The organism is Citrobacter sp. FP75 (assembly GCF_018342065.1).
Taxonomy (GTDB): domain Bacteria; phylum Pseudomonadota; class Gammaproteobacteria; order Enterobacterales; family Enterobacteriaceae; genus Citrobacter.
Genome location: NZ_JAFDOE010000002.1, coordinates 24932 through 50841 on the forward strand (window position 1 = coordinate 24932; position 25910 = coordinate 50841).

24 protein-coding genes are annotated in these 25910 nt (G+C 52.8%); 17 read left to right on the forward strand and 7 right to left on the reverse strand.

Annotated elements, in window-relative coordinates:
• Positions 1-6: 6 nt before the first annotated feature.
• The 6 genes from mreC (at position 7) to tldD (ending at position 9005) form a co-directional block, all read left to right on the forward strand.
• Positions 7-1029 (forward strand): rod shape-determining protein MreC, encoded by a 1023-nt coding sequence (gene mreC / locus JQ822_RS07760; protein WP_213133008.1) that lies wholly within the window; start codon positions 7-9, stop codon positions 1027-1029.
• The gene (gene mreD, locus JQ822_RS07765) at positions 1030-1518 is read left to right on the forward strand and encodes a rod shape-determining protein MreD (protein ID WP_103928680.1); all 489 of its coding nucleotides are present in this window, start codon (positions 1030-1032) and stop codon (positions 1516-1518) included.
• Positions 1519-1525: 7 nt separating this feature from the next.
• Positions 1526-2119 (forward strand): Maf family protein, encoded by a 594-nt coding sequence (locus JQ822_RS07770; RefSeq protein ID WP_213133009.1) that lies wholly within the window; start codon positions 1526-1528, stop codon positions 2117-2119.
• Positions 2109-3578 carry a ribonuclease G gene (rng, locus tag JQ822_RS07775; RefSeq protein WP_096755470.1) on the forward strand — a complete coding sequence of 490 codons (1470 nt, stop codon included), beginning with the start codon at positions 2109-2111 and terminating at the stop codon, positions 3576-3578. Before JQ822_RS07770 ends, rng begins: the two co-directional genes overlap by 11 nt.
• Before the next feature lie 105 nt (positions 3579-3683).
• A complete protein-coding gene (gene yhdP / locus JQ822_RS07780; protein WP_213133010.1) occupies positions 3684-7484 on the forward strand; it encodes an AsmA2 domain-containing protein YhdP in 3801 nt (1266 codons plus the stop codon).
• Positions 7485-7559: 75 nt separating this feature from the next.
• Complete coding sequence (tldD, locus tag JQ822_RS07785; protein WP_213133531.1) at positions 7560-9005, forward strand: metalloprotease TldD; 1446 nt, start codon at positions 7560-7562, stop codon at positions 9003-9005.
• 86 nt (positions 9006-9091) lie between these two features.
• On the opposite strand, the gene aaeR is transcribed toward tldD, so the two are convergent.
• Entirely contained in the window at positions 9092-10021 is a 930-nt protein-coding gene (aaeR, locus tag JQ822_RS07790; protein WP_213133011.1) for an HTH-type transcriptional activator AaeR, read from the reverse strand.
• A gap of 183 nt (positions 10022-10204) precedes the next feature.
• Here aaeR and aaeX point away from each other — a divergent pair, with 183 nt between their 5' ends.
• The 4 genes from aaeX to JQ822_RS07810 all read left to right on the forward strand — a co-directional run bounded on the left by aaeX (position 10205) and on the right by JQ822_RS07810 (position 13718).
• The gene (gene aaeX / locus JQ822_RS07795; protein WP_213133012.1) at positions 10205-10408 is read left to right on the forward strand and encodes a p-hydroxybenzoic acid efflux pump operon protein AaeX; all 204 of its coding nucleotides are present in this window, start codon (positions 10205-10207) and stop codon (positions 10406-10408) included.
• Between the two features lie 7 nt (positions 10409-10415).
• On the forward strand, positions 10416-11348 hold the full coding sequence (gene aaeA, locus JQ822_RS07800) for a p-hydroxybenzoic acid efflux pump subunit AaeA (protein WP_213133013.1): 933 nt from the start codon (positions 10416-10418) through the stop codon (positions 11346-11348).
• A 5-nt stretch (positions 11349-11353) separates the two neighbouring features.
• Entirely contained in the window at positions 11354-13321 is a 1968-nt protein-coding gene (gene aaeB, locus JQ822_RS07805; RefSeq protein WP_213133014.1) for a p-hydroxybenzoic acid efflux pump subunit AaeB, read from the forward strand.
• A gap of 118 nt (positions 13322-13439) precedes the next feature.
• A complete protein-coding gene (locus tag JQ822_RS07810) occupies positions 13440-13718 on the forward strand; it encodes a barstar family protein (protein ID WP_213133015.1) in 279 nt (92 codons plus the stop codon).
• 58 nt (positions 13719-13776) lie between these two features.
• Here JQ822_RS07810 and yhcN read toward each other — a convergent pair whose 3' ends face one another.
• Both yhcN and argR read right to left on the reverse strand, forming a co-directional pair.
• Positions 13777-14043 (reverse strand): peroxide/acid stress response protein YhcN, encoded by a 267-nt coding sequence (gene yhcN, locus JQ822_RS07815; protein WP_213133016.1) that lies wholly within the window; start codon positions 14041-14043, stop codon positions 13777-13779.
• 375 nt (positions 14044-14418) lie between these two features.
• Positions 14419-14889 carry a transcriptional regulator ArgR gene (gene argR / locus JQ822_RS07820; RefSeq protein ID WP_096755477.1) on the reverse strand — a complete coding sequence of 157 codons (471 nt, stop codon included), beginning with the start codon at positions 14887-14889 and terminating at the stop codon, positions 14419-14421.
• Positions 14890-15325: 436 nt separating this feature from the next.
• On the opposite strand from argR, the gene mdh reads away from it, so the two are divergent.
• Positions 15326-16261: a malate dehydrogenase gene (mdh, locus tag JQ822_RS07825; RefSeq protein WP_115257361.1), complete on the forward strand. Its 936-nt coding sequence runs from the start codon at positions 15326-15328 to the stop codon at positions 16259-16261.
• Between the two features lie 77 nt (positions 16262-16338).
• Here the strand turns inward: mdh and degS are convergent, their stop codons facing one another.
• From degS to zapG, 3 genes are all read right to left on the reverse strand, one after another.
• On the reverse strand, positions 16339-17406 hold the full coding sequence (degS, locus tag JQ822_RS07830) for an outer membrane-stress sensor serine endopeptidase DegS (protein WP_213133017.1): 1068 nt from the start codon (positions 17404-17406) through the stop codon (positions 16339-16341).
• 90 nt (positions 17407-17496) lie between these two features.
• On the reverse strand, positions 17497-18864 hold the full coding sequence (gene degQ / locus JQ822_RS07835; RefSeq protein ID WP_213133018.1) for a serine endoprotease DegQ: 1368 nt from the start codon (positions 18862-18864) through the stop codon (positions 17497-17499).
• A 168-nt stretch (positions 18865-19032) separates the two neighbouring features.
• Entirely contained in the window at positions 19033-19431 is a 399-nt protein-coding gene (gene zapG, locus JQ822_RS07840; RefSeq protein ID WP_135324140.1) for a Z-ring associated protein ZapG, read from the reverse strand.
• A gap of 192 nt (positions 19432-19623) precedes the next feature.
• Between zapG and zapE the strand changes: the two genes are divergently transcribed.
• The 5 genes from zapE (at position 19624) to sspB (ending at position 23269) form a co-directional block, all read left to right on the forward strand.
• Positions 19624-20751, forward strand: a complete 1128-nt coding sequence (gene zapE, locus JQ822_RS07845; RefSeq protein WP_213133019.1) for a cell division protein ZapE — start codon at positions 19624-19626, stop codon at positions 20749-20751.
• 218 nt (positions 20752-20969) lie between these two features.
• The gene (gene rplM / locus JQ822_RS07850) at positions 20970-21398 is read left to right on the forward strand and encodes a 50S ribosomal protein L13 (protein WP_052284015.1); all 429 of its coding nucleotides are present in this window, start codon (positions 20970-20972) and stop codon (positions 21396-21398) included.
• Between the two features lie 15 nt (positions 21399-21413).
• Positions 21414-21806: a 30S ribosomal protein S9 gene (gene rpsI, locus JQ822_RS07855; protein WP_062774136.1), complete on the forward strand. Its 393-nt coding sequence runs from the start codon at positions 21414-21416 to the stop codon at positions 21804-21806.
• 315 nt (positions 21807-22121) lie between these two features.
• Positions 22122-22760: a stringent starvation protein SspA gene (gene sspA / locus JQ822_RS07860; protein ID WP_135324142.1), complete on the forward strand. Its 639-nt coding sequence runs from the start codon at positions 22122-22124 to the stop codon at positions 22758-22760.
• Positions 22761-22765: 5 nt separating this feature from the next.
• A complete protein-coding gene (gene sspB, locus JQ822_RS07865; RefSeq protein ID WP_181618017.1) occupies positions 22766-23269 on the forward strand; it encodes a ClpXP protease specificity-enhancing factor in 504 nt (167 codons plus the stop codon).
• A 46-nt stretch (positions 23270-23315) separates the two neighbouring features.
• On the opposite strand, the gene dcuC is transcribed toward sspB, so the two are convergent.
• Positions 23316-24683: an anaerobic C4-dicarboxylate transporter DcuC gene (gene dcuC, locus JQ822_RS07870; protein ID WP_213133020.1), complete on the reverse strand. Its 1368-nt coding sequence runs from the start codon at positions 24681-24683 to the stop codon at positions 23316-23318.
• A 359-nt stretch (positions 24684-25042) separates the two neighbouring features.
• Between dcuC and nanR the strand changes: the two genes are divergently transcribed.
• On the forward strand, positions 25043-25834 hold the full coding sequence (nanR, locus tag JQ822_RS07875) for a transcriptional regulator NanR (RefSeq protein WP_213133021.1): 792 nt from the start codon (positions 25043-25045) through the stop codon (positions 25832-25834).
• Positions 25835-25910 lie beyond the last annotated feature (76 nt).

The window sequence follows — 25910 nt, forward strand, 5'->3', positions numbered from 1 at the left end:
AAACTTATGAAGCCAATTTTTAGCCGTGGCCCGTCGCTACAGATTCGCCTTATTCTGGCGGTGTTGGTGGCGCTCGGCGTTATTATTGCCGACAGCCGCCTGGGTACGTTTAGCCAAATCCGAACGTACATGGATACCGCCGTCAGTCCTTTCTATTTTATTTCTAATGGTCCCCGTGAATTACTCGACGGCGTGTCGCAAACGCTGGCCTCGCGTGACCAACTCGAACTTGAAAACCGGGCGCTGCGCCAGGAACTGTTGCTGAAAAACAGCGATCTGCTGATGCTGGGGCAATATAAACAGGAGAACGCGCGTTTGCGCGAGCTGCTGGGATCGCCGCTGCGTCAGGATGAACAAAAGATGGTCACTCAGGTCATCTCGACGGTTAATGACCCTTACAGCGATCAGGTTGTGATCGACAAAGGTAGCGTGAACGGCGTCTATGAAGGTCAGCCGGTCATCAGCGATAAAGGCGTAGTCGGTCAGGTCGTTGCCGTGGCAAAACTGACCAGCCGCGTGCTGCTGATTTGCGATGCTACCCACGCGCTACCCATCCAGGTATTGCGTAACGATATCCGCGTGATTGCTGCCGGTAACGGCTGTACGGACGATCTGCAGCTCGAGCATCTGCCAGCCAATACCGACATTCGTGTTGGTGACGTGCTGGTGACCTCCGGTCTGGGCGGTCGCTTCCCTGAAGGTTATCCGGTTGGCGTTGTCTCTTCTGTTAAGCTGGATACTCAGCGTGCTTACACCGTGATTCAGGCGCGTCCAACGGCAGGCTTACAGCGTTTGCGCTATTTGCTGTTGTTGTGGGGCGCGGATCGTAATGGCGCGAATCCGATGACGCCGGAAGAGGTGCATCGCGTAGCCAATGAACGTCTGATGCAAATGATGCCACAGGTCCTGCCTGCACCAGACGCGATGGGCCCGCCTGCGCCAGTTTCTGCGCCAGCAACAGGCGTGACTCCGACTCCTGCGACGACAACGGCGCCAGCACCTTCTCCGCGTAAGCCGGGAGGGCAGTAAGTGGCAAGCTATCGTAGCCAGGGACGTTGGGTTATTTGGCTCTCATTCCTTATTGCACTTTTACTGCAAGTGATGCCCTGGCCGGACGACATTCTTGTTTACCGGCCAAACTGGGTGCTGCTCATCTTGCTGTATTGGATCCTGGCACTGCCGCATCGCGTAAATGTGGGCACAGGATTTGTGGTGGGTGCCATACTGGATCTCATTAGCGGCTCCACGCTTGGCGTGCGGGCTTTGTCGATGAGTATCATTGCCTATCTGGTCGCGCTGAAATTTCAGCTATTCCGTAACCTGGCGCTCTGGCAGCAGGCGCTGGTGGTTATGTTGCTATCACTGGTCGTGGATATTATTGTTTTCTGGGCCGAGTTTTTAGTGATCAACGTCTCTTTCAGACCCGAAGTGTTCTGGAGTAGTGTAGTTAATGGTGTGCTTTGGCCATGGCTATTCTTACTGATGCGTAAAGTCCGCCAGCAGTTTGCGGTGCAATAAGGTTGATATGAATACTCTGTATCTGGCTTCAGGTTCCCCGCGCCGTCAGGAATTGTTGACTCAGCTTGGTGTCTCCTTTGAGCGACTGGTTCCGGGAATTGAGGAACAGCGGCATCCGCAAGAGAGCGCGCAGCAGTATGTTGTTCGCCTGGCGCGTGAAAAGGCACAGGCAGGCGTTGCACTGGCCGCGCGAGATTTGCCGGTGCTGGGTGCGGATACCATTGTTATCCTGAATGGCGAAGTGTTGGAAAAACCGCACGATGCCGCGCATGCAGTCGCAATGCTCCGCAAGCTGTCTGGCAAAACACACCAGGTGATGACAGCGGTGGCATTAGCCGATCGTCAGCACAGTCTGGACTGCCTGGTGGTAACAGAAGTAACGTTCAGAGCACTAACCGATGAGGACATTGCGGGCTACGTTGCCAGCGGTGAACCAATGGATAAAGCAGGTGCATACGGTATTCAAGGGTTGGGTGGCTGTTTTGTCAGGAAGATAAATGGCAGCTATCACGCCGTGGTCGGCTTACCGCTGGTAGAAACGTATGAGTTGCTGAGCAATTTTAACGCACTGCGTGAAAAAAGGGATAAACATGACGGCTGAATTGTTGGTAAACGTAACGCCCTCGGAAACACGAGTGGCGTACATTGATGGCGGTATTCTGCAGGAAATTCATATTGAACGTGAGGCGCGACGCGGAATCGTAGGCAATATCTACAAAGGTCGTGTAAGTCGTGTACTTCCGGGTATGCAGGCGGCTTTTGTAGATATTGGGCTGGATAAAGCCGCATTTCTTCACGCTTCAGACATCATGCCGCACACCGAATGCGTAGCGGGTGAAGAACAGAAGCAGTTCACCGTGCGTGACATCTCCGAGTTGGTTCGTCAGGGACAAGACCTGATGGTACAGGTGGTCAAAGATCCGCTGGGTACCAAGGGCGCCCGCCTGACGACAGATATCACGCTGCCTTCTCGTTACCTTGTCTTTATGCCTGGTGCCTCGCACGTTGGGGTTTCTCAACGTATCGAAAGCGAAACCGAGCGCGAACGCCTGAAAAAAGTGGTGGCGGATTACTGCGATGAGCAGGGCGGATTTATTATTCGCACGGCGGCAGAAGGCGTATGCGAAGACGATCTGGCCTCGGATGCCGCGTACCTTAAGCGCGTCTGGACTAAGGTCATGGAGCGCAAAAAGCGCCCGCAAACGCGATACCAGATGTACGGCGAGCTGGCGCTGGCACAGCGCGTACTGCGTGATTTCGCTGATGCCCAGCTTGACAGGATCCGCGTGGACTCCCGCCTGACTTACGAAGCGTTGCTGGAGTTTACGGCAGAATACATTCCTGAGATGACCAGCAAGCTGGAACACTACAGCGGACGACAGCCCATTTTCGATCTCTTTGATGTGGAAAATGAAATTCAGCGTGCGCTGGAACGCAAGGTTGAGCTGAAATCCGGCGGCTATTTGATTATCGATCAAACCGAAGCCATGACCACCGTCGATATCAACACCGGTGCGTTTGTTGGGCATCGTAATCTCGATGACACTATCTTTAATACCAACATTGAAGCCACGCAGGCTATCGCGCGTCAGCTGCGTCTGCGTAACCTGGGCGGCATTATCATTATCGATTTTATCGACATGAGTAATGAAGATCACCGCCGTCGGGTGCTGCACTCTCTGGAGCAGGCGCTGAGTAAAGATCGCGTGAAAACCAGCATTAACGGCTTTTCACAGTTGGGGCTGGTGGAGATGACGCGTAAGCGCACGCGTGAAAGCGTGGAACACGTGCTGTGCAACGAGTGTCCAACCTGCCACGGACGCGGCACGGTCAAAACGGTCGAAACCGTCTGCTATGAAATTATGCGCGAGATTGTGCGCGTCCATCATGCTTACGACTCCGATCGTTTCCTGGTCTATGCTTCTCCGGCAGTGGCTGAAGCCCTGAAAGGTGAAGAGTCACACGCGCTGGCGGAAGTGGAAATCTTTGTCGGCAAACAGGTTAAAGTACAAATCGAACCGCTCTATAACCAGGAGCAGTTCGACGTCGTTATGATGTAGTTAAACACCTGATGGCGATGCCTTCCAGGCCGGATCAGGCGTTCACGCCGCCATCCGGAAAAACGGTATTTTGAGTCACATTTTTTGGCAGACAAGGAGAGATGCGTGAGGCGATTGCCGGGGATTTTACTGCTCACTGGAGCCGCGCTCGTCGTTGTCGCAGCGCTGCTGGTCAGTGCTCTGCGCCTTGCGTTGCCGCATCTCGATAGCTGGCGTCCCACGATCCTCAGCAAGATTGAGTCAGCCACCGGTATGGCCGTTTCTGCCAGTCAGCTCTCCGCCAACTGGCAAAATTTTGGTCCCACCCTTGAAGCCCGTGATATCCACACTCAGCTAAAAGACGGTGGCGAATTCTCGGTCAAACGCGTCACGCTGGCGCTGGATGTCTGGCAAAGCTTGCTGCACATGCGCTGGCAGTTTCGCGATCTCACCTTCTGGCAACTCCAGTTGCATACCAATACCCCTATCCAGCGTAGCGACAATGACGACGGCGTTGAACCCGGGCGTATCAGCGATCTGTTCCTGCGTCAGTTTGATCATTTCGATCTCCGCGATAGCCAAATCAGTTTCTTGACCCTTTCTGGTCAGCGTGCGGAGCTGGCGATCCCTCAGCTTACCTGGCTGAACGGAAAAAACAGGCACCGCGCCGAAGGCCAGGTTAGCCTCTCCAGCCTGACCGGGCAGCACGGCATCATGCAGGTGCGGATGGATCTGCGTGATGACGAAGGGCTGCTGAATAATGGCCGGGTCTGGCTACAGGCAGACGATATCGACGTCAAACCGTGGCTGGGGAAATGGATGCAGGATAACGTCGCGCTGCAAACGGCGCGCTTTAGCCTGGAAGGGTGGATGACGCTCAGCAAAGGCGAAATTTCCAGTGGCGATGTCTGGCTGAAGAAAGGCGGGGCAAGCTGGAAAGGTGACAATACCACGCACACGCTTTCCGTTGATAACCTGACCGCGCATATCAGCCGCGAACAGCCCGGTTGGGTGTTCGCGATCCCGGATACGCGTATCACGATGGATGACAAACCCTGGCCGAGTGGCGCACTTACCCTGGCCTGGATCCCCGAGCAGGAAGTAGGGGGCGAGAATAACAAACGCAGCGATGAACTGCGTATTCGTGCCAGTAATCTCGAGTTAGCGGGGCTGGAAGGGCTGCGGCCCATGGCGGCAAAGCTCTCTCCTGAATTGGGCGACATCTGGCGGGCCACGCAGCCGAGCGGCAAAATAGATACGCTGGCGCTGGATATCCCGTTACAGGCGACAGAAAAAACCCGCTTCCAGTCCTCGTGGACCGATCTGGCCTGGAAACAGTGGGAGCTGTTACCAGGAGCCGAGCATTTCTCCGGTACGCTTGCTGGTAGCGTTGAAAACGGTGCGCTTACCGTCTCCATGAAGCAGGCAAAAATGCCGTATGAAACCGTCTTCCGCGCGCCGCTGGAAATAGAAGATGGCGTAGCGACGTTAAGCTGGCTGAAGAATGACAAAGGTTTTCAGCTGGACGGGCGAAATATTGATGTTAAAGCAAAAGCCGTCCATGCGCGTGGCGGCTTTCGTTATCTGCAGCCGACAGGTGATGAGCCGTGGCTGGGCATTCTGGCGGGGATCAGCACCGACGACGGCTCTCAGGCCTGGCGCTATTTCCCGGAAAACCTGATGGGTAAAGACCTGGTCGACTACCTCAGCGGTGCGATTCAGGGCGGTGAAGCGGATAACGCCACGCTGGTGTACGGCGGGAACCCGCATCTGTTCCCGTATCTACACAATGAAGGGCAGTTTCAGGTGCTGGTGCCGCTGCGCAATGCTAAGTTTGCTTTCCAGCCTGACTGGCCAGCGCTTACCAATCTCAACATTGAGCTGAACTTCATTAATAATGGCCTGTGGATGAAGACCGACGGCGTCAATTTAGGTGGGGTCAGAGCCAGCAACCTGACGGCCAATATTCCCGACTACGCAAAAGAAAAGCTGCTGATTGATGCCGATATCAATGGTCCGGGAAAGGCGGTCGGGCCGTATTTTGATGAGACACCGTTGAAGGATTCGCTGGGCGCCACGCTGGAGCAGCTCCAGATTGACGGCGATGTGAATGCTCGCTTACATCTGGATATCCCGCTTGATGGTTCGCTGGTGACCGCCAAAGGTGATGTCAACCTGCGTAATAACAGCCTGTTTATTAAGCCACTCGACAGTACATTAAAGAACCTGAACGGCAAATTCAGCTTTATCAACGGCGATCTCAAGAGTGAGCCGATGACGGCCAACTGGTTTAATCAGCCGCTAAATGTCGACTTTTCCACCACCGAAGGCGCTAAAGCCTATCAGGTTGCCGTGAATATGGATGGCAACTGGCAGCCAGCCCGCATGGGCATACTGCCTGCACAGGTGAATGAGGCCTTAAGCGGTAGCATGGCGTGGAATGGCAAAGTAGGTATCGATCTTCCATACCATGCCGGGGCGACCTACGACATTGAGCTAAAGGGCGACCTGAAGAATGTAAGCAGTCACTTACCTGCGCCGCTGAATAAGGTGGCCGGCGAGTCTCTGCCGTTAAACGTGAAGGCCGACGGCAACCTGCGCAGCTTCGATTTGACCGGTAACGCAGGGAATAAAAACCATTTTAACAGCCACTGGTTGCTGAATCAGAAACTGACGCTTGACCGTGCCATCTGGACGTCGGAAAGCCGTACGGTACCTGATTTACCCGAGCAGCAAGGCATTGAACTTAATCTTCCGCCAATGGATGGTGCGCAATGGCTGGCGTTGTTTAGCAAAGGCGCGGCGGACAACGTTGGCGCAAATGCGAATTTCCCGCAGCGTATCACGGTACGCACGCCGTCATTATCGCTGGGCGGCCAGCAGTGGAACAATCTCAGCATTGTGTCTGAGCCGTCGTCGAATGGCAGCAAAGTGCAGGCGCAGGGGCGTGAGATCAACGCGACGCTGGCGATGCGTAATAACGCGCCGTGGCTGGCCAACGTGAAGTATCTCTATTACAACCCGAGTGCTGCAAAGCCCGCGCCGAATGCAACGCCTGCCTCGCCGTTTTCCGCGATCAACAGTGTCAGCTTCCGTGGCTGGCCGGACGTTCAGTTACGCTGCGAAGAGTGCTGGATGTGGGGGCAGAAATACGGGCGTATTGACGCCGACGTTGCAATCAACGGCGATACGCTGACCTTGAGTAATGGCCTGCTGGATACGGGCTTTGCCAGACTGACCGTTGACGGTGAATGGGTTAACGCACCGGGTAATGAGCGCACGTCGCTGAAGGGAAAACTGAACGGCAATAAAATTGATTCCGCTGCCGGTTTCTTTGGCGTATCGACCCCGATCCGCAACTCCCCATTCAACGTAGAGTACGATTTGCACTGGCGTAACCCGCCCTGGGATCCGGATGAAGCGTCGCTAAATGGCATTTTACGTACCCGTCTGGGCAAAGGTGAGCTTACCGAGCTCAGTACCGGACATGCGGGACAGTTGCTGCGCCTGCTGAGCTTTGATGCGCTGCTACGTAAACTGCGTTTCGATTTTAGCGATACGTTTAATGAAGGCTTCTATTTTGACTCCATTCGCAGCACGGCGTGGATCAAAGATGGCGTGATGCATACCGACGATACGCTGGTGGATGGTCTGGAAGCCGATATTGCCATGAAAGGCTCGGTGAATCTGGTGCGCCGTGAACTGAATATGGAAGCCGTGGTGGCGCCGGAAATTTCTGCCACCGTGGGGGTGGCCGCCGCGTTTGCCGTCAACCCGATTGTCGGCGCGGCGGTGTTTGCCGCCAGTAAAGTTCTGGGGCCGCTGTGGAGCAAAGTCTCGATTCTGCGCTACCGCATCACCGGTCCGGTTGATAAACCGCAGATTAACGAAGTTCTGCGCCAGCCGCGTAAAGAAAGCCAGCAATGATTTGACGGGGGCGAGTAATTACCCCAATCTCACTACATAGATCTTCTACCGCAGTAACTAATGAGTAGCAAAACGATGAGTCTGAACCTGGTAAGTGAACAATTGCTAGCGGCGAATGGCCTGAAACATCAGGATCTGTTTGCCATTCTGGGCCAACTGGCCGAACGCCGTCTTGATTACGGCGATCTCTATTTTCAGTCGAGCTATCACGAATCCTGGGTTTTAGAAGACCGCATCATTAAAGATGGTTCTTACAACATCGATCAGGGCGTAGGCGTACGTGCCATTAGCGGCGAAAAAACGGGGTTTGCCTATGCGGACCAGATAAGCCTGCTGGCGCTGGAGCAAAGTGCTCACGCCGCCCGTACCATCGTGCGTGATAACGGTGACGGTAAAGTCAAAACGCTGGGGGCGGTAGAGCATCAGGCGCTCTACACCTCGGTTGATCCGTTGCAAAGCATGAGCCGCGAAGAGAAGCTGGATATTCTGCGCCGCGTTGATAACGTTGCGCGTGCTGCTGACAAACGCGTGCAGGAAGTGACCGCCAGTCTGACCGGCGTTTATGAGCTGATTTTAGTTGCTGCTACCGACGGCACACTGGCGGCCGATGTTCGTCCTCTGGTGCGCCTGTCCGTTAGCGTGCAGGTTGAAGATGACGGTAAACGTGAACGTGGCGCCAGCGGCGGCGGCGGTCGTTTTGGCTATGACTATTTCCTTGGCTCCCTTGACGGCGAAGTCCGCGCTGACGCATGGGCGAAAGAAGCCGTGCGCATGGCGCTGGTGAATCTCTCTGCGGTAGCCGCTCCGGCAGGTGCTCTGCCGGTCGTGTTGGGCGCAGGCTGGCCTGGCGTGCTGCTGCACGAAGCGGTAGGTCATGGTCTGGAAGGTGACTTTAACCGTCGTGGGACGTCGGTATTTAGCGGTCATATGGGCGAGCTGGTGGCATCAGAACTGTGCACCATCGTGGATGACGGTACCATGGCGGATCGCCGTGGCTCAGTGGCCATTGATGATGAAGGTACGCCAGGCCAGTATAACGTCCTGATTGAAAACGGTATTCTGAAAGGCTACATGCAGGACAAGCTGAACGCGCGTCTGATGGGCGTGGCGCCGACCGGTAACGGACGTCGCGAATCTTACGCGCATTTGCCGATGCCGCGTATGACCAACACCTATATGCTGCCGGGAAAATCCACGCCGCAAGAAATTATCGAATCTGTCGAATACGGTATTTATGCGCCGAACTTTGGCGGCGGTCAGGTGGATATCACCTCCGGGAAGTTTGTGTTCTCAACGTCTGAAGCGTATCTGATTGAGAACGGTAAAGTGACCAGGCCGGTAAAAGGCGCGACGCTGATTGGCTCCGGTATTGAAGCGATGCAGCAGGTTTCGATGGTGGGCAACGACCTGAAACTGGATAACGGCGTCGGCGTTTGCGGTAAAGAAGGGCAGAGCCTGCCGGTAGGCGTGGGTCAGCCGACGCTGAAGGTGGATAGCCTTACCGTAGGCGGTACCGCGTAACATTATGATGTAGGCCCGATAAGCATCAGTGCCATCGGGAATCTTGCCGGATACGGTGTCAGCGCCTTATCCGGCCTACAATCTCTCTATTTCTCTTTGCCCCTGCCGTACATCCCCTGAAACAGCTGCGCCACATCGACAAAATAGTCTGTCAGATAGTTAATCACCACCTGGACCTTGAGCGGCAGCTTGTCTTTTTCGGTATACAGCGCGTAAACCGGACGCGGATCTGACTGGTAGCGGGGCAGTAGGATCTCTACCTCACCACGATTGATCTCATTGATCACCCACATCAGCGGGACATAGGCGATACCTGCGCCCGCAGCCAGCCAGCGAACCAGCGTCATTGGATCGTTGGTCACGAAGCGTCCCTGCGGGATCAGACGGGTAGAAATCCCCTCAGGGGCGATTAGCTCAAATTCATTATCCGGGCGAACGCTGTATTCCAGCCATGAATGGTTGCTGAGATCGGCGGGTTTTTCCGGGATGCCAAACTGGGCGAGGTAACTTTTTGCGGCACAAACCACCATCGGCATAGTCCCCAGACGACGTGAAAAAAGACTGGAGTCCTGTAGTGCACCCACGCGGATAACCACGTCCAGACCATCGGCAATTAAATCCGGGGCAGGGATGCCGGTGACCAGATTGACCGCCAGCCCTGGGTACTCTTTCAGCATTTTTGCGGTCAGCCCGGCGAGGACATTTTGTGCCATGGTTGAAGAACAGCCGATCCGTAGCGTACCGATCGGCGTGTTGTTAAACGCGTAAAGCTGCTCGTGAACATCCCGCACTTCGTGCAGCATGCGACGGCAGCCCTGATAATAAATTTTTCCGGCCTCGGTCAGCCCAATGCTGCGTGTGCTGCGGTTTAGCAGCTTAACCTGCAGTTCATCTTCCAGTTTTGATACCGTCTGGCTTATCGATGAAACGCTCATTTGCAGCTGTCTGGCGGCGGCGGTGAAGGAGCCAAATTCGACAACTTTGGCGAACACCGACATACGTTTTAATCGTTCCATTGTTCACTCTGGCTTAAAAGTGATTTAGATCACATAATATAGATAACAGCATAACAGTTACGTTAATATATTATTATTCAAATAACAGCTATGTCGCTCTCGCCTGGCTCATCCTTGCCCTTCTCTGCGGTGACATACGCTCAATAAACGATCGCCTGCACTCTCTTAGCTATCAAGGTCAACATGAGTTTCTTTCCCGTTATCGTGGTGTTTGGTCTTTCCTTCCCACCGATTTTTTTCGAGTTGCTTTTGTCACTGGCGATTTTCTGGCTGGTGCGCCGGGTGTTAGTTCCAACTGGCATCTATGATTTTGTCTGGCATCCGGCTCTGTTTAACACCGCGCTGTATTGCTGCCTGTTCTATTTAATAACGCGCCTGTTCGTTTGAGGTTGAAGTGAAAACACTAACAAGAAAACTCTCCCGCACGGCCATTACCGTGATACTGGTCATTCTGGCCTTCATCGCTATTTTTCGCGCATGGGTGTTCTACACCGAGTCGCCGTGGACGCGTGATGCGCGTTTTAGTGCCGAAGTCGTCGCCATTGCGCCGGACGTTGCGGGTCTGATTACCAACGTTAACGTGCATGATAACCAACTGGTGAAAAAGGATCAGGTCCTGTTCACCATCGACCAACCGCGCTATAAAAAGGCCCTCGAACAAGCCGAAGCGGATGTCGCTTATTATCAGGTTCTGGCGCAGGAAAAACGTCAGGAGGCGGGGCGTCGTAACCGTCTTGGCGTTCAGGCCATGTCCCGCGAAGAGATTGACCAGTCGAATAACGTGCTGCAAACCGTATTACATCAGCTTGCGAAGGCGCAGGCGACCCGCGATCTGGCAAAACTCGATCTCGAACGTACGGTTATCCGTGCGCCAGCCGACGGTTGGGTGACTAACCTTAACGTCTATTCCGGTGAATTTATTACCCGTGGCTCTACGGCGGTGGCGCTGGTCAAACAACACTCCTTTTACGTGCTGGCTTATATGGAAGAGACCAAGCTGGAAGGCGTGCGTCCGGGTTATCGCGCTGAAATTACGCCACTTGGCAGCAATAAAGTATTGAAAGGTACCGTTGATAGCGTGGCGGCGGGCGTGACAAATGCCAGCAGCACGCAGGATGCAAAAGGCATGGCGACCATTGACTCCAACCTTGAATGGGTGCGACTGGCGCAGCGTGTGCCGGTGCGCATCCGTCTCGACGATCAGCAGGGAACCCTGTGGCCAGCCGGCACCACGGCGACCGTGGTCATTACCGGTAGGCAGGATCGCGATGCCAGCCAGGAATCCTTCTTCCGTAAAATGGCGCACCGTCTGCGCGAGTTTGGTTAATCACGATGGGCATTTTTTCCATTGCCAATCAGCATATCCGCTTTGCGTTAAAACTGGCATGCGCCATTGTGCTGGCGCTGTTCGTTGGCTTTCATTTTCAGCTTGAGACCCCGCGCTGGGCGGTACTGACTGCGGCGATTGTGGCTGCAGGCCCCGCTTTTGCGGCGGGTGGAGAACCGTATTCTGGTGCGATCCGCTATCGCGGGATGCTGCGTATTATCGGGACGTTTATCGGCTGCATTGCGGCACTGGTGATTATCATCAGCATGATCCGCGCGCCGTTGCTGATGATCCTGGTGTGCTGTATCTGGGCCGGTTTTTGCACCTGGATCTCTTCGCTGGTGAAGATCGAGAACTCCTATGCCTGGGGACTTTCGGGCTATACGGCGCTGATTATCGTCATTACTATCCAGGCGGAGCCCCTGCTGACACCACAATTTGCCCTCGAACGCTGTAGCGAGATCGTGATTGGCATTGTCTGCGCCATTGTGGCGGATCTGCTCTTTTCGCCCCGCTCGGTGAAACAGGAAATTGACGTCGAGCTGGACAGCCTTCTGGTGGCGCAGTATCGGCTCATGCAGTTGTGTATTAAGCATGGCGACAGCGAGGAAGTGGATAAAGCCTGGGGCGATTTAGTTCGTCGAACGGCGGCACTGGAGGACATGCGCAGCAATCTGAACATGGAGTCCTCCCGCTGGGTGCGCGCCAACCGCAGGCTTAAGGCACTGAATACGCTGTCATTCACGCTGATTACCCAGTCCTGCGAAACCTATCTTATCCAGAACACGCGACCGGAACTGATTACGGATACCTTCCGTGAGCTGTTCGATACGCCGGTTGAAACCGTGCAGGATGTCCATAAACAACTGAAGCGTATGCGCCGGGTAATGGTCTGGACCGGCGAGCGTGAAACGCCGGTCACGATTTATACCTGGGCCGGTGCGGCAACGCGCTACCTGCTGTTGAAACGCGGCGTTGTCAGCAACACAAAAATTAGCGCTACAGAAGAAGAGATCCTGCAGGGCGAGCCGGTGGTGAAAGTGGAATCCGCCGAGCGCCATCATGCGATGGTCAACTTCTGGCGCACGACGTTATCCTGCGTGCTGGGGACTTTGTTCTGGCTGTGGACCGGCTGGACGTCGGGTAGCGGCGCAATGGTGATGATTGCGGTGGTGACCTCACTGGCGATGCGCTTACCCAACCCGCGTATGGTGGCAATCGACTTTATCTACGGCACGCTGGCGGCGTTACCGCTGGGTGCGCTCTATTTTTTGGTGATTATCCCCAATACGCAGCAAAGCATGCTGTTACTGTGCCTGAGTCTGGCGGTGCTGGGGTTCTTTCTGGGCATCGAAGTCCAGAAGCGACGTCTGGGGTCGATGGGGGCACTGGCAAGCACTATTAATATCATTGTGCTGGATAACCCGATGACCTTCCACTTTAGCCAGTTCCTCGACAGCGCGCTTGGGCAGATTGTTGGCTGTGTGCTGGCGTTTCTCGTGATCGTGGTGGTGAGAGATAACTCGCGCGACAGAACCGGTCGCGTGCTGCTCAATCAGTTTGTGTCGGCGGCGGTTTCCGCTATGACCACCAATGTGGTGCGTCGTAAAGAAAACCACCTTCCGGCGCTCTATCAGCAGCTGTTTTTGCTGATGAACAAATTCCCTGGTGACCTGGCGAAGTTTCGTCTGGCGCTGACGATGATCATCGCGCACCAGCGTCTGCGCGATGCGCCGGTGCCGGTAAACGAGGATTTATCCGCCTTTCACCGCCAGCTACGACGCACCGCAGATCACGTGATCTCTGCAGGAAACGACGACAAACGCCGACGCTACTTTAGTCAACTGCTGGAGGAACTTGATATCTATCAGGAGAAGTTAAACCTCTGGCAAGCGCCTCCTCAGGTGACGGAACCGGTGAAACGACTCACCGGCATGCTACATAAATATCAGCATGCGCTGACCAGTAGCTAAGCACTAAAAACCGACGTCAGAAGCGTCGGTTTTTTTATGGCTATACTTACCTGACGTGCGGGAGATCCCTGCATACAGGTAGTCTGCAGAGTGACTGGCATCGGGATGGTAGCTATAGATGAACATCTATACATTTGATTTTGATGAGATTGAAGATCAGGGTGATTTCTACCGCGAGTTTACGCGGACATTTGGCCTGGCTCGGGAGAAGGTAAGCGATCTCGATTCACTCTGGGAGGTGGTGATGGGGGAAGTCTTACCCCTGCCGCTGGAGATTGAGTTTGTCCATTTACCGGACAAACAACGTCGACGCTACGGCGCGCTGATTTTGCTGTTTGATGAAGCAGAAGAGGAGCTGGAAGGACAATTGCGCTTTAACGTCCGCTACTCAATGTAAGACATAAAAAAGCCCCCGACAGGCGGGGGCAAGTCGTCTCGGACCAGACGACGAGGGTTTATTTGTACAGTTCAGCCGTCGCGTGCCAGTGAGCGCCTTCACGGAGTTCGGTCACGCGGTAGCTGGTAGCGCCTGCTTTTTCAGCTTTAGCGACGATTGCCTGACGCATATCCATCGGCGAGCTACCAATCTGAGAGACAGAGATGGTACCCATGGATTGTAGATTCTGTGCTTCTTGTGTGTTCACCTGATTGACCGCCGCGCTGGCGCCAAAAGAGAGAACGGAGAGCAGGCTTAAGGTTGCAACAGTTGTTTTGATTTTCATGATATATACCTCGTCGAATTTTTTATTGGGGTCTTTGTTTCGTGACCCTCATCACAAAATCAAGTATACACTAATCACGCGATAAATTAATACCACGCTAATGATTTCTTCCGTGATTAGGCGTTAAGAACTGTGGTTTTAATAACTAAGTGGAATTAAAAAGGCATTGCTGAGATTTGATTATTAAAAAAATGCAGTAAATTCATAAAGATAAATAATTTCGCAATTTGTGCGTTTATTATGTTTTGTATTCACTGCGTGAATGGTTAAAAGCAGTGAAACGCACTATTTGTTAAATTACAGGCAGTGGAAAATAGAGCTTGGAGGTCAGTAAGGAAGGTTTTCCCCCGCCACACAGTGCGGCGGGGAAGGGGATCACAGCTCTTGTTCGAACAGTTCCAGAATGGCTTCGTACAGATCTTTTACTGAAAAACCCATAGCCGGGGTGGTGAAGATGGTATCGTCGCCCGCGATGGTGCCGAGGATACCTTCTGCTTTACCCAATGAGTCCAGCAGACGTGCTATTAGCTGTGCGGCGCCAGGACTGGTATGAATGACCACCACGGCATCGTTGTAGTCGATATCCAGCACTAAATTTTTCAGCGGACTGGAGGTCGTCGGTACGCCCAACTCCGCCGGAAGGCAGTACACCATTTCCATTTTTGCATTGCGGGTACGCACGGCGCCAAACTTGGTCAGCATGCGTGAAACCTTGGACTGATTGATATTATCAAAGCCCTGATCCTGCAATGCGAGGACGATTTCGCCTTGAGAACTGAATTTCTCTTCTTTGAGTAGCGCTTTAAACGCCTTTACTAATTCTTCTTGTTTAGCCGAGCTTCGCATAAGTCACCCGTAATATGGCGGTAGAAACAACATTATTGTGCATACAGATGAATTTTTATGCAAACAGTCTGCCTCGTTCAAGGCTGAAATAATGTTATGAAAGAGCGGAATTTTATCAAATTTCGTTATCAAGAAACATGCCTATGTCACGGTGCGCAAATAAGCTTAAAAGTAAATCAATTGTTATCAAATTGATGTTGTTTTGAGAGGGCAGTAAGGTATATTGTCAGCATCTGTTGGAAAGTTGCTCTACTGTGCGGATCGTTTTGAATTACGTAACTTAGGTTTTATTTTACGTAAATTAAATGCATAAAAGCCAAATTTGCGTGACTACGCATTCTTGACGCGTGGTTGTTGTATTCATTGAATTTGTGAATTATGGTCGCCGCCGCGGAGCAATAGACACTTTGCTTATCAATATAATAAGGAGTTTAGGATGAAAGTTGCAGTCCTCGGCGCTGCTGGTGGAATCGGTCAGGCGCTAGCATTACTGTTAAAAACCCAACTGCCTTCAGGTTCAGAACTCTCCCTGTACGACATCGCTCCAGTAACGCCTGGTGTGGCCGTTGATTTGAGCCATATCCCTACTGCTGTGAAAATCAAAGGCTTCAGCGGCGAAGATGCGACCCCGGCACTGGAAGGTGCTGACGTGGTGCTGATCTCTGCAGGCGTCGCGCGTAAACCGGGTATGGACCGTTCCGACCTGTTTAACGTCAACGCGGGTATCGTGAAGAACCTGGTTCAACAGGTTGCTACCACCTGCCCGAAAGCGTGTATCGGTATCATCACTAACCCGGTGAACACGACCGTTGCAATCGCTGCAGAAGTGCTGAAAAAAGCAGGCGTTTACGACAAGAACAAACTGTTTGGCGTGACCACGCTGGACATCATCCGCTCCAACACCTTTGTAGCGGAACTGAAAGGCAAGCAGCCGACCGACGTTGAAGTTCCGGTTATCGGTGGGCACTCTGGCGTGACCATTCTGCCACTGCTGTCACAGATCCCTGGCGTAAGTTTCACCGAGCAAGAAGCCGCTGAACTGACCAAACGTATCCAGAACGCGGGTACTGAAGTTGTGGAAGCTAAAGCCGGTGGCGGTTCTGCAACCCTGTCTATGGGTCAGGCTGCAGCACGTTTCGGTCTGTCTCTGGTTCGTGCACTGAACGGCGAAAAAGGTGTGGTGGAATGTGCGTACGTTGAAGGTGACGGCCAGTACGCTCGCTTCTTCTCTCAGCCATTGCTGCTCGGCAAAAACGGTGTAGAAGAACGCCAGTCCATCGGTAAACTGAGCGCGTTTGAACAAAGCTCGTTGGAAGGTATGCTGGACACGCTGAAAAAAGATATCACGCTTGGCGAAGAGTTCGTTAAATAACACTCTCGCGTAGGCCTGATATAAAAAACCGGAGAATGAATAAACTCTCCGGTTTTTTGTGCGTCAAGTTCACGACATTAGTTCGTCGCCGGGTATTCCTGAATGGTTACCTGCAACGTTAACTGTTTATCATCACGCATCACGACCACGGAGATAACCGAACCTGGGCGAATTTCTGCCACCTGGTCCATGGTTTCCAGCGCAGAGACAGCCGGTTTATTATTGACCGAGATAATCAGGTCGTTGACCTGAATGCCTGCCTGAGCAGCCGGGCCATCCGGGGACACTTCGTTAACCACAATCCCCTGAATTTGATCCATCCCACCACCCTGTGCGTGCAGTGGCGCTATTTCACGACCGCTAATGCCGATGAACCCACGAATGACGCGCCCATCACGAATCAGCTTATCCATAATCTTGGTCGCCAACTGGAAAGGAATCGCAAAGCCGATCCCTTCCGGCGTTTCACCATCGTTGCTCTTATCAAACGACAAAGTGTTAATGCCCATCAATTCACCCAGCGAGTTGACCAGCGCACCGCCGGAGTTGCCGTGGTTGATGGAGGCATCCGTTTGCAGAAAGTTTTGCCGCCCCGTTGGGTTCAGACCAATACGACCGGTGGCGCTGATGATCCCTTGGGTAATGGTTTGTCCAAGGTTGTACGGGTTACCGATAGCAAGAACGACGTCGCCAATGTGCGGTATCCGCTTGTTGTTGATAGGGATCGTTGGCAGCCCACCAGACGCGTTGATTTTCAGCACCGCAAGGTCGGTTAAAGTATCGGAACCCACGAGCAACGCTTCAAATACGCGACCGTCCTGCAATGCGACGATGATTTGGTCGGCATCATTAATAACGTGTTTGTTGGTAATGATATAGCCGCGCTGATCCATGATAACGCCCGAGCCGAGCGTGCGGATCTCCAGCTGATTATGCGTCGTGCTGTTCATACTGCGGTTATATACGTTAACAACGGCGGGTGCTGCACGGCGAACTGCCGGGTTATAGCTGGCAGGCGTTTCATCAGCACTGTCAAACTGGGGTGCTGTAAGTGTATTAATTTTGCGCAGAGAGGGCATCGCGGCCAGCAGAATGGCGCCGACGATTAAACCAATCGCGACCGAACGTAAAAGCTTCACAAACATGATAGCGGCGTCATTAAAAAAGGGGAACGGCAGCAGCATATCACGAGTTTACCGGACATCACACGGCAGGCTGATGTCCGGAATACCCGCTTAACGCAGGAGCAGATAAATATTCTCGTTACCGCGTACCACCTGCAAAGCAATGATTGACGGTTTCGCTTCCAGCACCTTGCGCATTTCGGCAATAGAGTTCACACGATCGCGGTTTACGCTGATGATAACGTCATCTTTGTGCAGACCGGCCTGCGCGGCAGGACTGCTTTTTTCTACGCTTTCAATCTTAATGCCTTTCGTGCCATCTTTTAACTGACCGTCGCTAAGCGTTGCCCCCTGTAACGCCGGTGCAATCATTTCTGCGCTGGCGGACGACGACGTGCTGGTATCCAGCGTGACTTCTACTTCCAGCGGCTTACCGTTTCGCAGCAGACCCAGTTTGACTTTGGTACCTGGTTCGGTTGTCGCAATGCGCGAACGTAGCTCGGCGAAACTGTTGAGCGGCTTGCCGTTGAGACTGGTAATGACGTCACCGGATTTCACGCCCGCCTTCGCGGAGCCTGAGTTCGGTAGAACTTCGCTGACAAACGCGCCGCGCTGCACATCCAGCTTGAACGCTTTGGCGATGTCGGCGGTCATTTCCGTCCCTTTAATACCCAGCAGGCCACGTTTGATTTCACCAAACTGCATCAACTGCTGTGCCAACGTGCGCGCCATGTTGCTGGGAATGGCAAAACCAATGCCGATGCTGCCGCCGCCCGGCGCCAGAATGGCGGTATTAATACCGATCAGTTCACCATTAAGGTTAAGCAGCGCGCCGCCGGAGTTACCCCGGTTAATGGACGCGTCGGTCTGAATAAAGTTTTCCAGGCCTTCCAGATTCAGACCGCTGCGACCCAATGCCGATACGATGCCGGAGGTCGCCGTTTGCCCCAGCCCGAACGGGTTGCCGACGGCTACCGCGAAATCACCTACGCGGAGTTTATCGGAATCGGCAATGGCTATTTGTGTCAGGTTGCTGGGGTGTTGAATTTGCAGCAGGGCGATATCGCTCTGATCGTCGCTACCAATAAGCTTGGCGTCAAACTCGCGACCGTCATTGAGCTGAATACCGATCTTTTGTGCCTGATTAATGACGTGGTTATTGGTCAGTACGTAGCCTTTTGCGGCGTCGATGATGACCCCTGATCCCAGACCTTCAAAAGGTTGTGACGGCTGATCGGGCAGCTCATCGCCAAAAAACTTTTTGAATTCTTCCGGGACTTTCTGCCCCTGAGATGCGGTGCCTTCGACCCTTACGCTCACGACCGCAGGTAACACTTTCTCCAGCATTGGCGCGAGGCTGGGGAGTGCTGCCTGACCGGGAACCTGGCCGGGTATCGACGCAATGGCCTGAAACGGCGCCAAGAGAGTTAACCCGACACTTAACGCTAATGCACTCAACAGCTGGGTTTGTTTTTTCATTGTTCCTGCTCTCGTACCTTGAGTAAACGGAAGATGATTCAAAACAGTTTGATGTTATTGAATTTTCGGTTTGGTCACAATGCGGCTAACGACTAAATAATAGCTGGGACGGGAAGAGAAGCGGAGGGCGCAATTGCTGCGCCCGATAAATTTCTTAACGATGTGCAGTTAGTCGCGCTTTGCGCCACTACGCAGCAGGCCAGAGGCCCCTTCGGAATAGTCACGTGGCATCTGAACCGGCGCCTGATCGTTGCCGGCTTCGGACTCAGCCAGACGATTACGGAACGGGTTGGATTCCGGCGACATACCCGGCAGCAGGTTGCTGGAGCTCTTCGCCATATGCTGGTAGATCTGACGATAGTCGTCAGCCATGTTATCCAGTAGCTCTGCGCTGCGGGCAAAGTGGCTTACTAGCTCTTCACGGTACTCTTCCAGTTCAGCTTTGTTTTTTTCCAGTTCGTACTGCAATGCCTGCTGTTGGCGTAATTTACTATTACCAAAACGCATGGCTACGGCACCAATAATGATACCGACGACTAACCCAATTAGCGCATATTCCCAGGTCATGAACATCTCCCGTTGTCTTGTGTTTCCGTAGGGTGTTGGCTTTAGGCTCCATGCCTGCGCCTGATTATGCCACTATAACCGCTAATCCCGTAGAAGTGGAATCCCGACTTTATATCGCGTAGTGTAGAACGGCCTTTTTTTCGTCAACCGTGAGCGACGGCACATCGATTCTCAAGGAATAACAATAACATCATGCAAAGTCTTTCCCCGACATCGCGTTACCTGCAGGCCCTCAACGACGGCAGTCATCAACCCGACAACGTACAACAAGAAGCGGTGAATCGACTGGAAACGATTTTCCAGGAACTCACGGCTCCAGCACGTCCTGCACCGCAGGAAAGTGGTCTGATGGCCCGCTTTGGAAAATTATTGGGTAAGCGTGAACCGACAGAAAACACGCCGGTGCGCGGTCTGTATATGTGGGGCGGCGTGGGGCGTGGGAAAACCTGGCTGATGGACCTTTTCTATCATAGCCTGCCAGGCACGCGTAAACAGCGTTTGCACTTCCACCGTTTTATGCTGCGCGTACATGAAGAGTTGACCGCCCTGCAAGGGCAAAGCGACCCGCTGGAGGTGATTGCTGACCGCTTTAAGGCAGAAACCGACGTGCTGTGTTTCGATGAGTTTTTTGTCTCGGATATCACCGATGCCATGTTGCTCGGCGGCTTAATGAAAGCACTGTTCGCCCGAGGCATTACGCTGGTGGCGACATCTAATATTCCGCCTGATGAGCTGTACCGCAACGGTTTGCAACGTGCTCGTTTTCTTCCTGCGATTGAGGCGATTAAACAGTATTGCGACATCATGAATGTAGATGCCGGGGTTGATTACCGTCTGCGTACGTTAACCCAGGCGCATTTATGGTTATCGCCGCTGAATGATGAAACCGAGCAGCAGATGGATAAACTGTGGCTAGCGTTAGCGGGAACCAAAAGTGAGCATGCGCCGACGCTTGAGATAAATCATCGCCCGATGCAGACGCTGGCCGTCGAAAATCAAACGCTGGCGGTTTCGTTCACCACTCTGTGCGTCGATGCCCGCAGCCAGCACGACTATATTGCGCTGTCGCGCCTGTTTCACACGGTTCTGCTGTCGGATGTTCCGGTGATGACGTCGTTGATGGAGAGTGAAGCACGGCGCTTTATCGCGCTGGTGGATGAGTTTTATGAACGTCACGTCAAGCTGGTGGTGAGCGCGGCTTCTCCTTTATATGAGATCTACCAGGGAGAGCGGCTGAAGTTTGAATTCCAGCGCTGTTTGTCGCGTTTGCAGGAGATGCAAAGTGAAGAGTATCTGAAGCGCGAACATTTAGCAGGTTAAACCCGCCGCAAATCACATAAAGGGGTCGATCTTTGACCCTGACTTCTCTATAATCTTGCGACCCCACGTTACGAGAGAGTTTTTTTCCCAAAACTTTCTATGTGCCGGCATAGGCTATTCGAAGGGGTAGGTTTGCTGGACAATGTCGTGTGAACCTCAACTGACAAAACGTTTGGGTGTTCACCAACGTGTAACTAATTTATTTGGGTAAGCTTTTAATGAAAACTTTTACAGCTAAACCAGAAACCGTAAAACGCGACTGGTATGTTGTTGACGCGACCGGTAAAACTCTGGGCCGTCTGGCTTCCGAACTGGCTCTGCGCCTGCGCGGTAAGCACAAAGCGGAATACACTCCGCACGTAGATACCGGTGATTACATCATCGTTCTGAACGCTGATAAAGTTGCTGTAACCGGCAACAAGCGTACTGACAAAGTGTACTATCGTCACACTGGCTACGTCGGTGGTCTTAAAGAAGCGACCTTTGAAGAGATGATTGCTCGCCATCCTGAGCGTGTGATTGAAATCGCGGTTAAAGGCATGCTGCCAAAAGGCCCGCTGGGTCGTGCAATGTACCGTAAACTGAAAGTTTACGCGGGCAATGAGCACAACCACGCGGCACAGCAACCGCAAGTTCTTGACATCTAATCGGGATTATAGGCAATGGCTGAAAATCAATACTACGGCACTGGTCGCCGCAAAAGTTCCGCAGCTCGCGTTTTCATCAAACCGGGCAGTGGTAAAATCGTTATCAATCAACGTTCTCTGGAACAGTACTTCGGTCGTGAAACTGCCCGCATGGTAGTTCGTCAGCCGCTGGAACTGGTCGATATGATTGGTAAACTGGACCTGTACATCACCGTTAAAGGTGGTGGTATTTCTGGTCAAGCTGGTGCGATCCGTCACGGTATCACCCGCGCTCTGATGGAATATGACGAGTCACTGCGTGGCGAACTGCGTAAAGCAGGCTTCGTTACTCGTGATGCTCGTGAAGTTGAACGTAAGAAAGTCGGCCTGCGTAAAGCACGTCGTCGTCCGCAGTTCTCCAAGCGTTAATTGGTTTCTGCTTCGGCAGATTGCAATTTGCGAAAAAACCCGCCTCGGCGGGTTTTTTTATGAATTGTTACCCGCGAATAAGCACGGTAATCTGCTGATTGCCACCTCTTTTTTCCCATTTCCAGAATCGACTCACCACAAAGGTCACAAAATCTGGTAAACTATCATCCAATTTTCTGCCCAAATGTCCGGTATTGTTCATTTTTTGTTTGTATTTTGAACAGCAATGGCTTTTCCGAATCTGGGTGACATCACTTCTGGCTGGCCACCTGGTGGCTGGTAGCAGTAAAATTCTGAATATACCTGGAGGTTTTCATGGCTGTCGCTGCCAACAAACGTTCGGTAATGACGCTGTTTTCTGGTCCTACTGACATCTATAGCCATCAGGTCCGCATTGTACTGGCGGAGAAAGGTGTTAGTTTCGAGATTGAGCATGTGGAGAAAGACAATCCACCTCAGGATCTGATCGACCTCAACCCGAATCAGAGCGTACCGACACTGGTGGATCGTGAGCTGACCCTATGGGAATCTCGCATCATTATGGAATACCTGGATGAGCGTTTCCCGCATCCGCCGCTGATGCCGGTTTACCCGGTTGCGCGTGGTGAGAGCCGCCTGTACATGCAGCGTATTGAAAAAGACTGGTATACGCTGATGAACGTCATCGTAAACGGTTCTGCTTCTGAAGCTGACGTCGCTCGCAAGCGACTGCGCGAAGAGCTGCTGGCGATTGCGCCAGTGTTTGGTCAGAAACCGTATTTCCTGAGCGATGAGTTCAGCCTGGTAGACTGCTATCTGGCACCGCTGCTGTGGCGTTTACCACAGCTGGGTATTGAATTCAGCGGTGCAGGCTCGAAAGAGCTGAAAGGCTATATGACCCGCGTTTTTGAACGTGACTCTTTCCTGGCTTCTTTGACTGAGCCTGAACGTGAAATGCGTCTGGGCCGGGGTTAATCTGTATGGATTTGCCACAGTTATCACCGCGCCGTCCGTATTTGCTGCGCGCATTCTATGAGTGGTTGTTAGACAACCAGCTCACGCCGCACCTGGTGGTGGATGTGACGCTTCCGGACGTGCAGGTTCCTATGGAATATGCGCGTGACGGACAAATTGTTCTGAATATTGCTCCGCGCGCAGTGGGTAACCTGGAGCTGGCTAACGACGAAGTGCGTTTTAACGCGCGCTTTGGCGGTATTCCACGTCAGGTTTCCGTGCCGCTGGCTGCTGTTCTGGCCATCTATGCCCGTGAAAACGGTGCAGGTACGATGTTCGAACCTGAAGCCGCCTACGACGAAGATGTCGCCAGCTTAAATGATGACGACAACGACGCATCCGGCTTTGAAAGCGAAACGGTTATGTCCGTCATTGATGGCGATAAGCCCGATCACGGTGATGACAACGACCCGGATGACACGCCGCCACCTCCACGTGGTGGGCGTCCAGCGCTACGCGTAGTGAAGTAAAATCAAACAGGCCCTTTCGGGCCTGTTTTGCTTTCTGCGGCAGGTATCAATAAAACAGCACGATCGTGGCTATCATATTCACCACAAAGCCTATCGCCATTGGGATCGCCGTGCGTTTAACCACCTCAAAAGGCGACACGCCAGCAATGCCTGAGGTCACTACAATGACTGCGGTGATCGGTGAAACTGCGCGGGCCAGCGTGGTAGCAAAGTGCATTGGCATAATCATTACCACCGCCGGAATATGCAGTCCCGCGGCGATATCCGGGATCAGACTGGCGAACGACATAAACGGCGCATTACCGGAGCCCATCACAATTGCGCAGGCTGCAATAACTACCGCCATGATGATCATCACGCCGATGCCGCCAAGCCCGGAATGCTCCGCGCCCTTAATTACCGCATCAACGGTGCCGATGGTGGTTAAGCCTTTGGCAAAGATCTCACCGGCGACTACCAGCGTGACTACGTTGGCAAACTGCGTACCCATCCCGTCGAAAAACGCCTGCACATCATCCATGGTTTCGCGCAGATTGTGCTTACGGAAGAATTCGACAAGCATAGTGACTGTCATGCTCATCAGCATCACCACCACCAGATTCAGCTCTGCTTTCATTAATCCCCTGTGTGCAAGAAACAGCGAACCCAGCATCAGGATCAGTGGCATCACCGGTAAAATGGCGTAATAGAGCGGCGGAACATCTTCCAGCACTTTTTGTTCGGCAAAGGCGGTGTTTTCCGGTGCCGCTTTTTTATCAAACTGGCGCTGTACAAAAAAGTGCGCAATAGCGACGGCGATAATCACACACGAGGCCACGGGTAGTTGGTAGTGGAAGAAGTAGGTGGCGATTTTCATTCCTGCCACCTGCGCGGCAAAAATCGAGTTGGTTTCCAGAATGCCCCATTCAATCGACATTGACGTGGCGATGACGGCGACTGCAGACAAACGGCTTACGCCAAGGCTGACCAGCGTCGGGAAGAGGGTGACCATTAGCAGCATACCTAGCCCGGAGGCGCTGGTAATGAACTGCGCCATGATCTGACCGATCACGTAGGTGGCGGCAAGCACGATATACGGTGAGCGGATACGCTTTAGCGGGCGGCTCAGCAGGCTCACCATTGCCCGGCTGGCCCCCATCCTGTCCATATAGCGGGCATAGCCACCGACGGCCATGATCGACAATCCCAACCCTGCGGCGCGGCTTGAGAGCATACGTAGAATTTCGTTATAAATATCGACCAGCAGATAGCCGCTGCTTTTCTCAGGTGCGACTAGCGCACCGTACCCCAACCAGACGCCACAGATCATTAAGAAGATCCCTGCCGCCGCCAGTACCACCTGAGGTTTGTAGTTTTTGAGGATCAGATAACCCATCGTTAATAAAACGATGACAGAAAGAATAATGCCGAACATTTTTTCACTCCATGCCAGGAAAGAAGATAAATCCGGTAATAACGTTGTTATAAAAGCGGATGTTATATTTTTTTTAACGTTTTTTATGGAGTGAGTATCGTGTTTTTAAAATCGTATAAAAATTATTTTTTCTTTTAAAATAGTGGCTTATGATAATTTTTCACGATCATGTTCGCATATTGCATAAACGCGGCGTAATGTCCGTTAATTAAAATTCATCAGATCATTTGTGAATAAAAAGATATTTGTATTTCATATATTATCAATAAGTCGGCCTGCCAGATTGACCTCCATTTCACCCTGCTTTCGATCCTGTGTTACGATGAACCCGCTGTTGTTTTTCACCACGACTTAGCTGAATGGACCCTATGAACGCATTTGATTCGCAAGCTGAAGACTCTCCATCCACCATTGGCCGTAGTTTACGTAACCGTCCGCTGGCGCGTAAAAAACTGTCTGAAATGGTTGAAGAAGAACTGGAGCAGATGATTCGTCGCCGGGAATTTGGCGAGGGTGAACAGTTGCCGTCAGAGCGGGAATTGATGGCCTTCTTTAACGTTGGCCGTCCTTCTGTACGAGAAGCTCTGGCGGCGTTAAAACGTAAAGGTCTGGTACAAATCAACAATGGCGAGCGCGCCCGCGTCTCGCGTCCGTCTGCGGACACCATCATCGGTGAACTGTCGGGGATGGCGAAAGATTTTCTCTCGCATCCCGGCGGTATCGCCCACTTCGAGCAATTGCGATTGTTCTTTGAATCAAGCCTGGTGCGTTACGCTGCCGAGCATGCCACTGATGAGCAAATTGACAGGCTGGCCAGGGCGCTGGAGATCAACAGCCAGTCGCTGGATGACAACACGCTGTTCATTCGTTCGGATGTTGATTTTCACCGTGTGCTGGCGGAAATCCCCGGCAACCCGATCTTTATGGCGATCCACGTCGCGCTGCTGGACTGGCTGATTGCCGCACGTCCGACCGTCCCAGACCGGGAATTATACGAACACAATAGTGTGAGTTATCAGCAGCATATTGCTATTGTTGAGGCTATTCGTCAGCATGATCCTGATGAAGCTGACCGCGCATTACAAGAACATCTCAACAGCGTATCCGCTACCTGGCACGCCCTCGGTAAAAACAAAAAATTGCGTAAGTGATCGCGATCCTGACGATCGTTTAGTGAAGCAGATCGCACTATAAGCGTTCTGTATTGTATTGCTGCTTATTTGATCT

Coding starts and splice junctions, on each gene's coding strand:
- mreC (WP_213133008.1), top strand. CDS start 7: ATGAAGCCAATTTTTAGCCGTGGCCCGTCGCTACAGATTCGCCTTATT.
- JQ822_RS07770 (WP_213133009.1), top strand. CDS start 1,526: ATGAATACTCTGTATCTGGCTTCAGGTTCCCCGCGCCGTCAGGAATTG.
- rng (WP_096755470.1), top strand. CDS start 2,109: ATGACGGCTGAATTGTTGGTAAACGTAACGCCCTCGGAAACACGAGTG.
- tldD (WP_213133531.1), top strand. CDS start 7,560: ATGAGTCTGAACCTGGTAAGTGAACAATTGCTAGCGGCGAATGGCCTG.
- aaeR (WP_213133011.1), bottom strand. CDS start 10,021: ATGGAACGATTAAAACGTATGTCGGTGTTCGCCAAAGTTGTCGAATTT.
- aaeX (WP_213133012.1), top strand. CDS start 10,205: ATGAGTTTCTTTCCCGTTATCGTGGTGTTTGGTCTTTCCTTCCCACCG.
- aaeB (WP_213133014.1), top strand. CDS start 11,354: ATGGGCATTTTTTCCATTGCCAATCAGCATATCCGCTTTGCGTTAAAA.
- JQ822_RS07810 (WP_213133015.1), top strand. CDS start 13,440: ATGAACATCTATACATTTGATTTTGATGAGATTGAAGATCAGGGTGAT.
- yhcN (WP_213133016.1), bottom strand. CDS start 14,043: ATGAAAATCAAAACAACTGTTGCAACCTTAAGCCTGCTCTCCGTTCTC.
- argR (WP_096755477.1), bottom strand. CDS start 14,889: ATGCGAAGCTCGGCTAAACAAGAAGAATTAGTAAAGGCGTTTAAAGCG.
- mdh (WP_115257361.1), top strand. CDS start 15,326: ATGAAAGTTGCAGTCCTCGGCGCTGCTGGTGGAATCGGTCAGGCGCTA.
- degS (WP_213133017.1), bottom strand. CDS start 17,406: ATGTTTGTGAAGCTTTTACGTTCGGTCGCGATTGGTTTAATCGTCGGC.
- degQ (WP_213133018.1), bottom strand. CDS start 18,864: ATGAAAAAACAAACCCAGCTGTTGAGTGCATTAGCGTTAAGTGTCGGG.
- zapG (WP_135324140.1), bottom strand. CDS start 19,431: ATGACCTGGGAATATGCGCTAATTGGGTTAGTCGTCGGTATCATTATT.
- zapE (WP_213133019.1), top strand. CDS start 19,624: ATGCAAAGTCTTTCCCCGACATCGCGTTACCTGCAGGCCCTCAACGAC.
- rplM (WP_052284015.1), top strand. CDS start 20,970: ATGAAAACTTTTACAGCTAAACCAGAAACCGTAAAACGCGACTGGTAT.
- rpsI (WP_062774136.1), top strand. CDS start 21,414: ATGGCTGAAAATCAATACTACGGCACTGGTCGCCGCAAAAGTTCCGCA.
- sspA (WP_135324142.1), top strand. CDS start 22,122: ATGGCTGTCGCTGCCAACAAACGTTCGGTAATGACGCTGTTTTCTGGT.
- sspB (WP_181618017.1), top strand. CDS start 22,766: ATGGATTTGCCACAGTTATCACCGCGCCGTCCGTATTTGCTGCGCGCA.
- dcuC (WP_213133020.1), bottom strand. CDS start 24,683: ATGTTCGGCATTATTCTTTCTGTCATCGTTTTATTAACGATGGGTTAT.
- nanR (WP_213133021.1), top strand. CDS start 25,043: ATGGACCCTATGAACGCATTTGATTCGCAAGCTGAAGACTCTCCATCC.